The organism is Pseudomonas sp. NPDC007930 (assembly GCF_042958985.1).
GTDB lineage: Bacteria > Pseudomonadota > Gammaproteobacteria > Pseudomonadales > Pseudomonadaceae > Aquipseudomonas.
Genome location: NZ_JBIBKC010000014.1, coordinates 75,296 through 89,787 on the forward strand (window position 1 = coordinate 75,296; position 14,492 = coordinate 89,787).

The following is a 14,492-nucleotide window of genomic DNA, read 5'->3' on the forward strand; positions in this document are numbered from 1 at the left end:
GCCCCGCCGGCCAGCGGGGCCGGAAAGTCAGTCGCGCATCGGGCCCGGGGCGACCACGTCGCGCGAGCCGTTGCTGTTCATCGGGGTGACCACGCCGGCCATCTCCATCGCCTCGATCATCCGCGCGGCGCGGTTGTAGCCGATCTTCAGCTTGCGCTGCACCGACGAGATCGACGCCCGGCGGCTTTCGAGCACAAAGGCCACGGCTTCGTCGTAGAGCGGGTCGCTTTCGCTGTCGTCGCCATCGCCACCGCCGCCACCGCCGCCGTCGAAGCCGCTGCCGGCCTCTTCGACGCCATTGAGGATGTCGTCGTTGTAGTCCGGCGCGCCGCGCTGCTTCCAGGCCTCGACCACCCGGTGCACTTCGTCGTCGGAAACGAACGCGCCGTGCACGCGGATCGGCAGGCTGGTGCCCGGTGGCATGTAGAGCATGTCACCGTGGCCCAGCAGTTGCTCGGCGCCGCCCTGGTCGATGATGGTCCGCGAGTCGATCTTGCTCGACACCTGGAACGCCATGCGGGTGGGAATGTTGGCCTTGATCAGGCCGGTGATCACGTCAACCGACGGCCGCTGGGTGGCGAGGATCAGGTGGATACCCGCCGCCCGCGCCTTCTGGGCGATCCGCGCGATCAGCTCTTCGACCTTTTTACCGACGATCATCATCATGTCGGCGAATTCGTCGACCACCACTACGATGGTCGGCAGGGTGTTCAGCAGCGGCGCTTCGTCTTCCATGCTTTCACGGCGGTACAGCGGGTCGCTCAGCGGCGCGCCGGCCTCTTCGGCGTCTTTCACCTTGCGGTTGAAGCCGGCCAGGTTACGCACGCCCATGGCCGCCATCAGCTTGTAGCGCCGTTCCATCTCGGCCACGCTCCAGCGCAGGGCGTTGGCAGCGTCTTTCATGTCGGTGACCACCGGGCAGAGCAGGTGCGGGATGCCCTCGTAGATGGACAGCTCGAGCATTTTCGGGTCGATCATGATCATCCGCGCATCCTGCGGGGACGACTTGAACAGGATCGACAGGATCATCGCGTTGACCCCCACCGACTTACCCGAACCGGTGGTACCCGCCACCAGCAGGTGGGGCATGCGCGCCAGGTCGGTGATCATCGGCTTGCCGCCGATGTCGTGGCCCAGGGCCAGGGTGACCGGCGATTTGGCCTCGTCGTACTGGGTCGACAGCAACACCTCGGAGAACCGCACGATCTGCCGGTCTTCGTTGGGGATCTCGATACCCACGGTGGTTTTGCCGGGGATCACCTCGACCACCCGCACGCTCATCACCGCCAGCGAACGGGCGAGGTCCTTGGCGAGGTTGGCGATGCGGCTGACCTTCACGCCGGCGGCCGGCTGGATTTCGTAACGGGTGATCACCGGGCCCGGGTGGATGGAGTCCACCGTGACCTCGACGCCGAATTCCTTGAGCTTGATCTCGAGCAACTGGCCGATGCTGGCCAGCGATTCGGGGGAATACTGCACTTGCTTCTTTTCCGCGGCGTCGAGCAGCGACAGCGGCGGCAGGGTGCCTTCGAGCGAGGCGTCGAACAGCGTGACCTGTTTTTCCTGCTGGGCGCGCTTGCTTGGCTCGGCCGGGCGGCTTTCGGACAACGGCACGATCGGCGGGGTGTGCGGGCGCGGCGCGGCGGCTGGGGCCGGGGCGGCGGCGCGCGGCGCTACCGGCGCCGAGGTGGCCAGTGGCGCGGGTTCGTCTTCGTCTTCCCACGGCGGCAGGATCGGCTCGATGCGCGGCTCCTGGCGCGGCTCGAAACGTGGCGTGACCACCGGCGCCACCACTTTAGCGGCCGGGGCCACCACGGGCGCGGCCACTGGCGCCGGTTCGGCGGCGGAGAAGCTCGGCAGGTCGAAGTCAGGCTCGGGCGCTTCGAGCAGGCGGGCCACTCGCTTGGCCGGCTTGCGCTCCGGCGCCGAGGGCGCTTCGGCCATTCGCAACTGGGCGACCAACTGGCGGCGCTCGCCGCGCGCGGCCCACCAGCGGCCGAAGAAGCCGGTGAACAGCTCGAGCAGGTCGAGGGTGATCTTGCCGGTGATGTCCATCACCTTGAACCAGGACAGGTCGGTGAACACCGTGAGGCCGAACAGGAACAGCGCGATGAACAGCAAGGTGCTGCCCTGCACGTTCAGCGCGGCGCGGGCCAGGTCGCCGAGGCTTTCGCCCAGGGCGCCACCGGCCGAGGCCGGCAGGCCGCTGGCGGTATGGAAATGAATGTGCACCAGCGCCGCGCCCGACAGCACCAGAAATACCAGGCCGATCAGCCGCCAGGAGAACAACCAGCCGCTCCACTGCCAAGGCTGGTGGCGCTCGCGGAAGATCTGCCAGGTTTTGATCGCCAGCAGCAGCGGGAAAATGTAGGCGAAGTAGCCCAGCACCATGAACAGGATGTCGGCGGCGTAGGCCCCGGCGCGGCCGGCGGCGTTCTGCACCTGCAGCGCGTTGCTCGGGTGGCTGAAGCCCGGGTCGGCCTGGTCGTAGGTGAGCAGGGCCATCCACAGGTACAGGCACAGGGCGCCCATGGCGATCAACGCGCCTTCCTTCAGGCGGTAGTGCAACTGCAGGCGCCAGGCCGGCAGCGCATTGGGTGTAGCGGTCGACTTCTTCAAAACACGTACTTTCCTGCGCGCCGGGCGCGCTTGAAGGATGAAAACCTGCCGCGCCGTATTGTACGGCTTTGGGAGCGGCCTGCACACGGTGGCCAGGGCACCTGGCAGCACTGGCCAAAGGCCACCAACCCAGGGAAAGGTTACGGCACAGATTTGACCATGCATTGCCTTTGCTGACAAAGGGTTATAGCTACAAATTGCAAAAAGCCCTGAGCCGGCCGACCGTTGACCACCGCCAGCCCGCCGCGGTTCCGCCCGGCGCGGCAAAAGCCACGCGCCAAGGGCTCGACGGCGGGCGCCACAGCCGCAATACTGCGCCCTCCCCCAGCGCTTTACCGGACCGCCACATGCTCACCTGGCTCAACCGCAACGACCTGCACTTCCCGCCGATCGAGCGCGCCCTGCGCGAGCCGAACGGGTTGCTGGCCGCTGGCGGTGACCTCTCCCTCGAACGCCTGGTGCAGGCCTATCGCCAGGGTATTTTCCCTTGGTTCGAAGAGGGCCAGCCGATCCTCTGGTGGTCCCCAGACCCACGCACCGTGTTGCGCCCCGAGCAACTGCACGTGTCGCGCAGCCTGGCCAAGGTGTTGCGCCGGGGCGCGTTCGAGGTCACCTTCGACCAGCAGTTCGCCGCCGTGGTCAAGGCCTGCGCGGCGCCGCGCAGCTACGCCAACGGCACCTGGATCACCGGCAAGATGCAACAGGCCTACCTCGCCCTGCACGAGGCCGGCTACGCCCACTCGGTGGAGGTGTGGGAAGGCAGCGAGCTGGTCGGCGGGCTCTATGGCCTGGCGATGGGCCGGCTGTTTTTTGGCGAGTCGATGTTCAGCCGCCGCGACAACGCCTCGAAGGTCGGCTTCGCCACGCTGGTCCAGCACCTGGAACGTTCGGGCTTCGTGCTGATCGATTGCCAGATGCCGACCAACCACCTGCACAGCCTGGGCGCGGGGCCGATCAGCCGGGTAGAGTTCGCCGCGGCCCTGCGCGAACATGTCGACCAGCCGGCGCTGGCCGGCTGCTGGCAAAGCTAGGCGAGTGGCGTGGCCCTGGCTTACACTGAATTGAAAACGCATCGACCGAGGGTTGATCATGACTGAGTTGGCGCGCTTGAAGTTTTATGCCACTCAACCCCATTCGTGCAGCTATTTGCCCGAGGAACAGGCCACCACGCTGTTTCTCGACCCCAGCCAGCCGATGGACGCGAGCGTCTACGCCGACCTTTCCGAGATGGGGTTCCGGCGCAGCGGCGATCATCTGTACCGCCCGCACTGCCAGCGCTGCAATGCCTGCGTGCCGGCGCGCATCCCCGCGGCGGCGTTCATCCCCACCCGCGCGCAACGGCGCATCCTCAAGCGCAACGCCGACCTCGACGTGACCTGCTGCACCCCGCGCTTTACCGAAGAATACTTCGAGCTGTACCGCCGCTACATCGAACAGCGCCACGCCGACGGCGACATGTACCCGCCCAGCCGCGAGCAGTTCTCGACCTTCCTGGTGCGCGACCTGCCCTTCTGCCGGTTCTACGAGTTCCGCCTCGACGGCCGGCTGATGGCGCTGGCGGTGACCGACATCCTGCCCAACGGCCTGTCGGCGGTATACACCTTCTACGAGCCCGACGAAGAGCGCCGCAGCCTGGGGCGCTTCGCCATCCTCTGGCAGGTCGGCGAGGCCCTGCGCCAGGAGCTCGAGGCGGTGTACCTGGGGTACTGGATCAAGAACTGCAAGAAGATGAACTACAAGACCCAGTACCGGCCCATCGAGCTGCTGATCAACCAGCGCTGGGTCACATTGAACTGAAGTCCTTGGCGCGCGGTCAGTTTTTCGGCACAATACGCGCCACTTTTTGCTCGGCGTGAATGAGCCGGGCGACTTACTGGGACACCGAGGGTTTTACTGCATGTCGAAAGAAGACAGCTTCGAAATGGAAGGCACTGTCGTCGACACCCTGCCCAACACCATGTTTCGCGTGGAGTTGGAAAACGGGCACGTCGTAACCGCGCACATCTCCGGGAAGATGCGCAAGAACTACATCCGCATCCTGACCGGTGACAAGGTCCGGGTCGAACTGACCCCGTACGACCTCAGCAAAGGCCGCATCACCTACCGCGCCCGCTGACAGCATTCAAATGAAAAAACCCGGCACAGGCCGGGTTTTTTTGTTGGCTGGAACGGGCCCGGGTATCAGGCCAGTTCCGCCGCCACCTCATAGTCGAACACCAGCTCGCCGTCGCGCAGGTCGACGTGAACGGTGCCGCCATGCTCGGACAGGTCGCCGAACAGGATCTCTTCGGCCAGTGGCCGCTTGATCTTGTCCTGGATCAGCCGCGCCATCGGGCGGGCGCCCATTTGCGCGTCGTAACCCTTCTCCGCCAGCCAGCCACGGGCCGCGTCGGTAACGTCGAGCAGCACGCGTTTGTCTTCGAGCTGGGCCTGCAGTTCGGTGAGGAACTTGTCGACCACGCTCTTGATGACTTCGGTGCTGAGCCGGCCGAACTGGATGATGGTGTCCAGGCGGTTGCGGAACTCGGGCGTGAAGCTCTTCTTGATGACTTCCATGGCGTCGGAAGAGTGGTCCTGGTGGGTGAAGCCGATCGAGGCCCGCGCGGCGGTTTCAGCGCCGGCGTTGGTGGTCATGATCAGGATCACGTTGCGGAAGTCCGCCTTGCGCCCGTTGTTGTCGGTCAGGGTGCCGTGGTCCATCACCTGCAGCAGCAGGTTGAAGACTTCCGGGTGGGCCTTTTCGATTTCGTCGAGCAACAGCACGCAGTGCGGCTGCTTGGTGATCGCCTCGGTGAGCAAGCCACCCTGGTCGAAGCCGACATAGCCGGGTGGCGCGCCGATCAGCCGTGACACGGTGTGGCGCTCCATGTACTCAGACATATCGAAGCGCACCAGCTCGATGCCCATGGCCTTGGCCAGTTGCCGCGCGGCCTCGGTTTTACCCACGCCGGTGGGCCCGGCAAAGAGGAACGAGCCCACCGGCTTGTCAGGCGCCTTCAGGCCGGCGCGCGACAGCTTGATGGCCGTGGCGAGCGAGTCGATGGCGGCGTCCTGGCCGAACACCGTGAGCTTCAGGTCGCGCTCCAGGTTACGCAGCAGCTCCTTGTCGGAGGTGGTGACGTGTTTTGGCGGAATGCGCGCGATCTTAGCGATGATGTCTTCGACCTGCGGCACTTCGATGCGCTTCACGCGGCGCTCTGGCGGCTGCAGGCGCTGGTAGGCGCCGGCTTCGTCGATCACGTCGATGGCTTTGTCGGGCATGTGCCGGTCATTGATGTAGCGCGAGGCGAGTTCGGCGGCGGCGCGCAGGGCTTCGTCGCTGTACTCGATCTCATGGTGCTGCTCGAAGCGGCCCTTCAGCCCACGCAGGATGCCGATGGTGTCTTCGACCGACGGCTCGGTGACGTCAACCTTCTGGAAGCGCCGCGCGAGAGCCCGGTCCTTCTCGAAGATGCCGCGAAATTCCTGGAACGTGGTGGAACCGATGCAGCGGATTTCACCGCTGGAGAGCAGCGGCTTGAGCAGGTTGGAGGCGTCCATCACCCCGCCCGACGCCGCGCCGGCACCGATGATGGTGTGGATCTCGTCGATGAACAGAATGGCCTGCGGGCGCTTGCGCAGCTCACCGAGCAGCGCCTTGAAGCGCTTTTCGAAATCGCCGCGGTATTTGGTACCGGCCAGCAGCGCGCCGAGGTCGAGCGAGTAGACCACGCTGTTGGCGAGCAGGTCGGGCACTTGGCTGTCGACGATGCGCTTGGCCAGGCCTTCGGCGATGGCGGTTTTACCTACCCCGGCCTCGCCGACCAGCAACGGGTTGTTCTTGCGCCGGCGGGCGAGGATCTGCGCCACCCGTTCGACTTCGTTTTCGCGCCCTACCAGCGGGTCGATACGGCCCTGGCGGGCTTGCTCGTTCAGGTTGCTCGCGTAGGCATCCAGAGGATTGCCGGAGGAAGAAGCCTCACCACCCTCGTCGTCCTGCATTTCCTGTTCACCCTCGGAATGATCGCCGGCCCCGGGCACCTTGGAGATGCCGTGGGCGATGTAATTGACCACATCGATGCGTGCAACGCTTTGTTGCTTGAGCAGGAATACCGCTTGGCTTTCCTGTTCGCTGAAAATCGCGACCAGCACGTTGGCGCCGGTGACCTCACGCTTGCCCGAGCTCTGCACATGGAACACCGCACGCTGCAATACCCGCTGGAAGCCCAGGGTTGGCTGGGTTTCGCGGTCTTCGTCGTGAACGGGGATCAACGGCGTGGTGGAGTCAATGAACTCCTGCAGGTCGTGTTTGAGTTTGTCGAGGTTTGCGCCGCATGCCCGTAGCACGGTCGCGGCCGCCTCGTTGTCCAACAAGGCCAGCAGGAGGTGCTCGACGGTCATGAACTCATGACGCTTCGAGCGCGCTTCCTTGAAGGCCAGGTTGAGGGTGACTTCGAGCTCGCGGTTTAACATAGCTTCACCTCATACCCAAGTGGTCGGCTTTTAACCGTCCTTCTCGATTTCACAGAGTAGCGGATGCTGGCTTTCCCTGGCGTATTGATTGACCTGCGTGGCTTTCGTCTCGGCGATGTCGCGGGTATACAACCCGCAAACGGCACGCCCTTCGGTGTGGACGGTCAGCATGACCTTGGTCGCGAGCTCGCGATTGAGGTTGAAGAACGTTTCCAGCACCTCGACGACGAAGTCCATGGGGGTGTAGTCGTCGTTGAACAGCACAACCTTGTACATGGGCGGCGCCTGCAGCGCCGGCTTGGATTCCTGTACGGCCACACCCGCGGCATCATCCTCGTCGGGGAGCGGGCGATCCTGGTTTGATGTTAGTCGAATTCGGTTCGATGCATGCATGGGAAGACGGTTCATCGTTCAGCGAATTAAAGGTTAGGGTTTGGAGTTGTGTCGCGAGTGATACTCGGCCGCCGCATGACCTTGACTATCGGCAAAACGGTGTTACAAACAGTAGAACCCACATTGGGGAATAAAGGTCCGCGCCGTCAAATAAAATTTTTCGGCGCGCGGGCCAGGTGGATGATACCCCACAGAAGGGGTCCTTGCAGAGGGATATGGGTATGGCAATCGGCAAAGTCAAGTGGTTCAACAATGCCAAGGGCTACGGGTTCATCAACGAGGAAGGCAAGACCGAAGACCTCTTCGCGCACTACTCGGCCATCCAGATGGATGGCTACAAGACCCTGAAGGCCGGGCAACCCGTGAAGTTCGAAATCATTCAGGGGCCCAAGGGCTTGCACGCGGTGAACATCAACGCCGCCACCGAATCCGTTTCCAGCGTTCAGCCGGCCAGCACCACCGCCCACGCCTGATCGCCGAACACCGGTTTCATCCTGAAAACCGGCGTGCCGGTTTTCCAGTTACCTGCGGGGCAGCGTCCCGGCCACTGTAATCATTTCCCTCTTGCCTCCCCTCTGCGAACGCTCTGCACCTTTGGTCTTGATGCGCCCAGCGCAAGGTTTGATATACTCCGCCGGGTGACCGCCGGGTCATAATGTCGCAGTACCGTTTCGCCGGTATCGCCCGTTTCCGGCAAGTCATTTGTTTCAGAAGGTTTCGCCGTCACCACGGCGTGATCGCTTGACGCTCGACTGATGCACTCACCATCACCGCGGAGCCGTCTCGACTTCCGGCCGCGCCAGGGCCTTGCGCCCGGTGCTGGCCGCAAGCGCCTACCCTGCGCACTCGAGCCGCTTAGCATGCTCAGCAAAACAGAGAGTTAACCCGATATGCCCACCCGTTCGAAAATCATCTACACCTTCACCGACGAAGCGCCGGCCCTGGCCACCTATTCTCTCCTGCCGATCATCGAAGCCTTCACCGCGTGCGCGGGCATCGACGTCGAAACCCGTGACATCTCCCTGGCAGGGCGCATCCTGGCGAGCTTCCCCGAGCAGTTGGGCGACAAGCAGGTCGCCGACCACCTGGCCGAGCTGGGCCGGCTGGCCACCACGCCTGAAGCGAACATCATCAAGCTGCCGAACATCAGCGCCTCGGTCCCACAGCTGAAGGCGGCGATCAAGGAACTGCAAGCCCAGGGCTACAACGTTCCGGACTACCCCGACGCACCAGCCACCGACGCCGAGCACGACGCCCGCGCCCGCTACGACAAGGTCAAGGGCAGCGCGGTCAACCCGGTGTTGCGCGAAGGCAACTCCGACCGCCGCGCGCCGCTGTCGGTCAAGAACTACGCGCGCAAGCACCCGCACAAGATGGGCGCCTGGGCCGCTGATTCGAAGTCGCACGTGTCGCACATGAGCAACGGCGACTTCTACGGCAGCGAGCAGGCCGCGCTGATCGAAACCGACGGCAGCGTGAAGATCGAGCTGGTCGGCAAAGACGGCGGCAGCACCGTACTGAAAGAAAAAACCAAGGTCCTGGCCGGTGAGATCATCGACTCGGCGGTGCTGAGCAAGAACGCCCTGCGCGCGTTCATCGCCGCGCAGATCGAAGACGCCAAGGCCAAGGGCGTGCTGTTCTCGGTGCACCTGAAAGCCACCATGATGAAGGTCTCCGACCCGATCATGTTCGGCCAGATCGTCGAGGAGTTCTACGCCGAGGCGCTGACCAAGCACGCCGCCGCCCTCAAGCAGGCCGGTTTCAACGCCAACAACGGCATTGGCGACCTGTACGCCAGCATCCAGAAGCTGCCGGCTGACCAACGTGACGCCATCGAGGCCGACATCAAGGCCGTGTACGCCACCCGCCCGGCACTGGCGATGGTCAACTCCGACAAGGGCATCACCAACCTGCACGTGCCGAGCGACGTCATCGTCGACGCCTCGATGCCGGCGATGATCCGCGACTCGGGCCGCATGTGGAACGCCGCTGGCGAACTGCAAGACGCCAAGGCGATCATCCCCGACCGCTGCTACGCGACCATCTACCAGGCCGTGATCGAAGACTGCAAGCAGCACGGCGCCTTCGACCCGACCACCATGGGCAGCGTGCCGAACGTCGGCCTGATGGCGCAAAAAGCCGAAGAATACGGCTCCCACGACAAGACCTTCCAGATCGCCGCCGACGGCGTGGTCCGCGTAAGCGACAGCACTGGCAAGGTGCTGATGGAACAGAAGGTCGAGGCTGGCGACATCTTCCGCATGTGCCAGACCAAAGACGCGCCGATCCAGGACTGGGTCAAGCTGGCGGTCAACCGCTCGCGCCTGTCGAACACCCCGGCGGTGTTCTGGCTCGACCCGGCCCGCGCCCACGACGCCCAGGTGATCGCCAAGGTTGAAAAATACCTCAAGGACCACGACACCAGCGCCCTGGACATCCGCATCCTGCCACCGGTCGAGGCCATGGCCGTGTCGCTGGAGCGCATCCGCGCCGGCAAGGACACCATCTCGGTCACCGGTAACGTGCTGCGCGACTACCTGACCGACCTGTTCCCGATCATGGAACTGGGCACCAGCGCCAAGATGCTGTCGATCGTGCCGCTGATGAACGGCGGCGGCCTGTTCGAAACCGGCGCCGGCGGTTCGGCGCCGAAGCACGTGCAACAGTTGGTCGAAGAAAACTTCCTGCGCTGGGATTCGCTGGGTGAGTTCCTCGCCCTGGCCGCCTCGCTGGAGCACCTGGGCGAGCAGTACGCCAACCCGAAAGCCAAGGTATTGGCCGACGCGCTGGACAAAGCCACCGGCCAGTTCCTCGACAACAACAAGTCGCCGTCGCGCAAAGTCGGTGGTATCGACAACCGCGGCAGCCACTTCTACCTGGCCACCTACTGGGCCCAGGCCCTGGCCGCGCAAACCGCTGACGCCGAGATCGCCGCGCTGTTTGCGCCCCTGGCGAAAACCCTGGCCGACAACGAAGCGAAGATCGTTGACGAACTGGGCGCCGTTCAGGGCAAGCCGGTTGAAATCAACGGTTACTACTTCGCCGACCCGGAAGCCGCCAAGAAGGTCATGCGCCCAAGCGCGACCCTCAACGCCGCAATCGCTTCGCTGAAGTAAGCCGTTAGTGCTGAAAAGCCCCGGCTCGCCGGGGTTTTTTTTGCCCACCCAAAAGGAAAGCCCCATGACCTGGCAACCCCACATCACCGTCGCCACCCTGGTTCAGGATGGCGAGCGCTTTTTGTTCGTCGAGGAGCACAAGGCCGGCCGCGACGTGCTCAACCAGCCGGCGGGCCACCTGGAAGCCGGGGAAACCCTGCGCCAGGCGGCACTGCGGGAAACCCTCGAGGAAACCGCCTGGGAGGTCGAGCTCACCGGCGTGAGCGGCATCTACCTGTACACCGCCCCCAGCAACGGCGTGACCTACCAACGGGTGTGCTTCAGCGCCCGGCCGCTGCGCCACCACCCCGAGCAGGCGCTGGATACCGGCATCCTCCGCGCGCTGTGGCTGACCCGCGCAGAACTGGCCCAGGAGCCCAGCCGTTGGCGCAGTGAACTGGTGCTGCGCTGCGTCGATGACTACCTCGCCGGCGGCGGCTACCCGCTGGAGGTGGCGCGCGATTAGCCGCCGGGAGTTTTTCCTCGCCGGCCCTGACCTGTTAGAATCCGCGTCTTTTCCGCCCGAGCCAGTGCCACGCTTATGTCCGCCCTCCCCTCATCTCCCCAGAACACGCGCGTGATCGTCGGTATGTCCGGCGGCGTCGACTCTTCCGTGTCGGCCCTGTTGCTGCTTGAACAGGGTTACCAGGTCGAGGGCCTGTTCATGAAGAACTGGGAAGAAGACGACGGCACCGAGTACTGCACTGCCCGCGAAGACCTCGCCGACGCCCAGGCCGTGTGCGACCGCATCGGCATCACGCTGCACACCGCGAACTTTGCCGCCGAGTACTGGGACAACGTGTTCGAGCACTTTCTCGCCGAATACAAGGCCGGGCGCACGCCCAACCCAGACATCCTCTGCAACCGCGAAATCAAGTTCAAGGCGTTCCTCGACTACGCCCTGGGCCTGGGCGCCGACCTGATCGCCACCGGCCACTACGTGCGCCGCCGAGACCTGGCCGGCAGCGCCCAGTTGCTCAAGGGGCTGGACCCAAACAAGGACCAAAGCTACTTCCTGCACGCCGTGGGCGGCGAGCAGATCGCCCGCACGCTGTTCCCGGTCGGCGAGCTGGAAAAACCCCAGGTGCGCGCCATCGCCGAGCGCCACGGGCTGGCCACGGCGAAGAAAAAAGACTCCACCGGCATCTGCTTCATCGGCGAGCGGCGCTTCAGCGATTTTCTCAAGCAGTACCTGCCAGCCCAGCCGGGTGAGATCCACACCCCCAGCGGCGAGGTGATCGGCCAGCACCACGGGTTGATGTACCACACCATTGGCCAGCGCCAGGGCCTGGGCATCGGCGGCATGAAAGACGCCGGCGACGAGCCGTGGTACGTACTGGCCAAGGATGTCGCGCGCAACGTGCTGGTGGTCGGCCAAGGCAACGAGCACCCGATGCTGTTCGCCGGCGCCTTGCTGGCCAGTGACATCTTCTGGGTCAACCCGGTAGACGTCGGCACCCCGCGCCGCCTCACGGCCAAGGTGCGCTACCGCCAGGCCGACCAGCCGTGCACCCTGGAGCGCACCGCCAACGGCTACCGCGCGGTGTTCGACGAACCGCAGCGGGCGGTCACCCCAGGGCAGTCGGTGGTGTTCTACGACGGCGAAGTATGCCTGGGCGGCGGCGTGATCGAACACGCCGAACCCTATTCGAACAAGGAAACCGAGGCATGAGCGGCACCGTGCACGAGCAACTGATCGCCCTGGGCGGCGTGTTCCAGGCCGCGGTACTGGTCGACAAAGTCGCCAAGACCGGGCAGATCAGCGAAGCCGAGCTGGGCTGCCTGCTGGGCAGCCTGCTGGTGCGCGACCCGGGTAACACCCTGGAGGTGTTCGGCGGCAGCGACCAGTACCTGCGCGAGGGCTACGGCGCCATGGCCGGCGCCCTGGAGCGCGACCCCAAGGCGCTGCAGCGCGAGCCGCTGCGCTATGCCCTGTCGATGCTCGGCCTTGAGCGCCAGCTGGAAAAACGCGGCGAAATGCTCGAGCTGATCGGCCGCCGCCTGCCGCAGATCCAGTCCCAGGTCGAGCACTTCGGGCTGGTACACGAGAACGTGATCGCCGCCAGCGGCGCGCTTTACCAAGACACCCTCAGCACCCTGCGCCAGCGCATTCAGGTCAATGGCGACATGCGCCACCTGCAACAGCCCAGCAACGCCTCGAAGATCCGCGCCCTGCTGCTGGCCGGCATCCGCTGCGCGCGGCTGTGGCGCCAATTGGGTGGCAACCGCTGGCAGTTGCTGTTCGGCCGGCGCAAGCTGTTGCGTGAGGTATACGCCTTGCTGCGCAAGGAGGAGTAAGTTGGAAGGGGCAAGTGGCAAGCAGGGCGTGGGGGGCAGTTGCTTGCTGCTTGCTCTACCACTTGCTGCTTGCTCCTGACTACTTGCCACTTAACCACTTGCGACTTCCGGCCCCCACGGGGCCGGCCGATGTAGTACCATAGCCGCCTTTTTTGAAGCCCGACTGTCCGAGATTTTTCCATGCTGCTTTCTTCGCTCACTGCGGTTTCCCCCGTAGACGGCCGCTACGCCGGCAAGACCCAGGCCCTGCGCACCATTTTCAGCGAATACGGCCTGATCCGTTTCCGCGCGCTGGTTGAGGTACGCTGGCTGCAGCGCCTGGCCGCGCACCCGCAGGTGCCTGAAGTGGCGCCGTTCAGCGCGGGCGCCAACGCCCTGCTCGACGAACTCGCCAACGAGTTTTCGCTGGAGCACGCCGAGCGTGTGAAAGAGATCGAACGCACCACCAACCACGACGTCAAGGCCATCGAGTACCTGCTCAAGGAGCAGGCCGCCAAGCTGCCGGAACTGGCCGGCGTCAGTGAATTCATCCACTTCGCCTGCACCAGCGAAGACATCAACAACCTCAGCCACGCGCTGATGCTGCGCGAAGGTCGCGACAGCGTGCTGCTGCCGCTGATGCGCCAGATCGCCGGCGCGATCCGCGAGTTGGCGGTCCGCTTCGCCGACGTGCCAATGCTGTCGCGCACCCATGGCCAGCCGGCGTCGCCGACTACCCTGGGCAAGGAACTGGCCAACGTGGTCTACCGCCTCGAGCGGCAGATCGCCCAGGTCGCGGCCGTGCCACTGCTGGGCAAGATCAACGGCGCGGTGGGCAACTACAACGCCCACCTGTCGGCTTACCCGGACATCGACTGGGAGGCCAACGCCCGTGCCTTCATCGAGGGCGAGCTGGGCCTGGTGTTCAACCCCTACACCACGCAGATCGAACCGCACGACTACATCGCCGAGCTGTTTGACGCCATTGCCCGCTTCAACACCATCCTGGTCGACTTCGACCGTGACGTGTGGGGCTACATCTCGCTGGGCTACTTCAAGCAGCGCACCGTGGCCGGCGAAATCGGCTCCTCGACCATGCCGCACAAGGTCAACCCGATCGACTTCGAAAACTCCGAAGGCAACCTGGGCATCGCCAACGCGCTGTTCCAGCACCTGGCGAGCAAGCTGCCGATCTCGCGCTGGCAGCGCGACCTGACCGACTCCACCGTGCTGCGCAACCTGGGCGTGGGCTTTGCCCACAGCGTGATCGCCTACGAAGCCAGCCTCAAGGGCATCGGCAAACTGGAAATCAACGCCGCGCGCATCGCCGCCGACCTCGACGCCTGCTGGGAAGTGCTGGCCGAGCCGATCCAGACCGTGATGCGCCGCTACAACGTCGAAAACCCCTACGAGAAGCTCAAGGAGCTGACCCGCGGCAAGGGCATCAGCGCCGAGGTGCTGAAAACCTTCATCGACGAGCTGGACATCCCCGCCGCCGCGAAGGCCGAGCTGCAAAAGCTCACCCCTGCCAGCTACATTGGCAACGCCGCCGAGCAGGCCAAGCGCATCTAAGCCTGGCCCGCCCGAACACGCCCG

General features: G+C 64.7%; 12 protein-coding genes. 9 read left to right on the forward strand and 3 right to left on the reverse strand.

All coding sequences use genetic code 11. The features are described 5' to 3' along the window. Window positions 1-27 precede the first annotated feature (27 nt). Entirely contained in the window at window positions 28-2,619 is a 2,592-nt protein-coding gene (locus ACFZCE_RS22280) for a DNA translocase FtsK 4TM domain-containing protein (RefSeq protein ID WP_390942699.1), read from the reverse strand. A 347-nt stretch (window positions 2,620-2,966) separates the two neighbouring features. Between ACFZCE_RS22280 and aat the strand changes: the two genes are divergently transcribed. From aat to infA, 3 genes are all read left to right on the forward strand, one after another. Further along, window positions 2,967-3,650, forward strand: a complete 684-nt coding sequence (gene aat / locus ACFZCE_RS22285; RefSeq protein ID WP_390942700.1) for a leucyl/phenylalanyl-tRNA--protein transferase — start codon at window positions 2,967-2,969, stop codon at window positions 3,648-3,650. Window positions 3,651-3,708: 58 nt separating this feature from the next. Next, window positions 3,709-4,416 (forward strand): arginyltransferase, encoded by a 708-nt coding sequence (locus ACFZCE_RS22290; RefSeq protein ID WP_390942701.1) that lies wholly within the window; start codon window positions 3,709-3,711, stop codon window positions 4,414-4,416. 100 nt (window positions 4,417-4,516) lie between these two features. Beyond that, a complete protein-coding gene (infA, locus tag ACFZCE_RS22295) occupies window positions 4,517-4,735 on the forward strand; it encodes a translation initiation factor IF-1 (protein ID WP_002553999.1) in 219 nt (72 codons plus the stop codon). A 65-nt stretch (window positions 4,736-4,800) separates the two neighbouring features. Here infA and clpA read toward each other — a convergent pair whose 3' ends face one another. Both clpA and clpS read right to left on the reverse strand, forming a co-directional pair. Continuing rightward, window positions 4,801-7,071, reverse strand: a complete 2,271-nt coding sequence (gene clpA, locus ACFZCE_RS22300) for an ATP-dependent Clp protease ATP-binding subunit ClpA (protein WP_390942702.1) — start codon at window positions 7,069-7,071, stop codon at window positions 4,801-4,803. 30 nt (window positions 7,072-7,101) lie between these two features. After that, window positions 7,102-7,464, reverse strand: coding sequence for an ATP-dependent Clp protease adapter ClpS (gene clpS, locus ACFZCE_RS22305; RefSeq protein ID WP_390942703.1), 363 nt, complete (start codon window positions 7,462-7,464; stop codon window positions 7,102-7,104). A 215-nt stretch (window positions 7,465-7,679) separates the two neighbouring features. On the opposite strand from clpS, the gene cspD reads away from it, so the two are divergent. The 6 genes from cspD to purB all read left to right on the forward strand — a co-directional run bounded on the left by cspD (window position 7,680) and on the right by purB (window position 14,468). Beyond that, the gene (gene cspD / locus ACFZCE_RS22310) at window positions 7,680-7,937 is read left to right on the forward strand and encodes a cold shock domain-containing protein CspD (protein ID WP_390942704.1); all 258 of its coding nucleotides are present in this window, start codon (window positions 7,680-7,682) and stop codon (window positions 7,935-7,937) included. 417 nt (window positions 7,938-8,354) lie between these two features. Continuing rightward, a complete protein-coding gene (locus ACFZCE_RS22315; RefSeq protein WP_390942705.1) occupies window positions 8,355-10,580 on the forward strand; it encodes an NADP-dependent isocitrate dehydrogenase in 2,226 nt (741 codons plus the stop codon). Between the two features lie 64 nt (window positions 10,581-10,644). Then, window positions 10,645-11,085, forward strand: a complete 441-nt coding sequence (locus ACFZCE_RS22320; protein ID WP_390942706.1) for an NUDIX domain-containing protein — start codon at window positions 10,645-10,647, stop codon at window positions 11,083-11,085. Window positions 11,086-11,160: 75 nt separating this feature from the next. Beyond that, window positions 11,161-12,291 (forward strand): tRNA 2-thiouridine(34) synthase MnmA, encoded by a 1,131-nt coding sequence (gene mnmA, locus ACFZCE_RS22325; RefSeq protein ID WP_390942707.1) that lies wholly within the window; start codon window positions 11,161-11,163, stop codon window positions 12,289-12,291. Next, window positions 12,288-12,917: a high frequency lysogenization protein HflD gene (gene hflD, locus ACFZCE_RS22330; protein WP_390942708.1), complete on the forward strand. Its 630-nt coding sequence runs from the start codon at window positions 12,288-12,290 to the stop codon at window positions 12,915-12,917. Before mnmA ends, hflD begins: the two co-directional genes overlap by 4 nt. Window positions 12,918-13,097: 180 nt before the next feature. Then, window positions 13,098-14,468: an adenylosuccinate lyase gene (purB, locus tag ACFZCE_RS22335; RefSeq protein ID WP_390942709.1), complete on the forward strand. Its 1,371-nt coding sequence runs from the start codon at window positions 13,098-13,100 to the stop codon at window positions 14,466-14,468. Window positions 14,469-14,492: the final 24 nt, after the last annotated feature.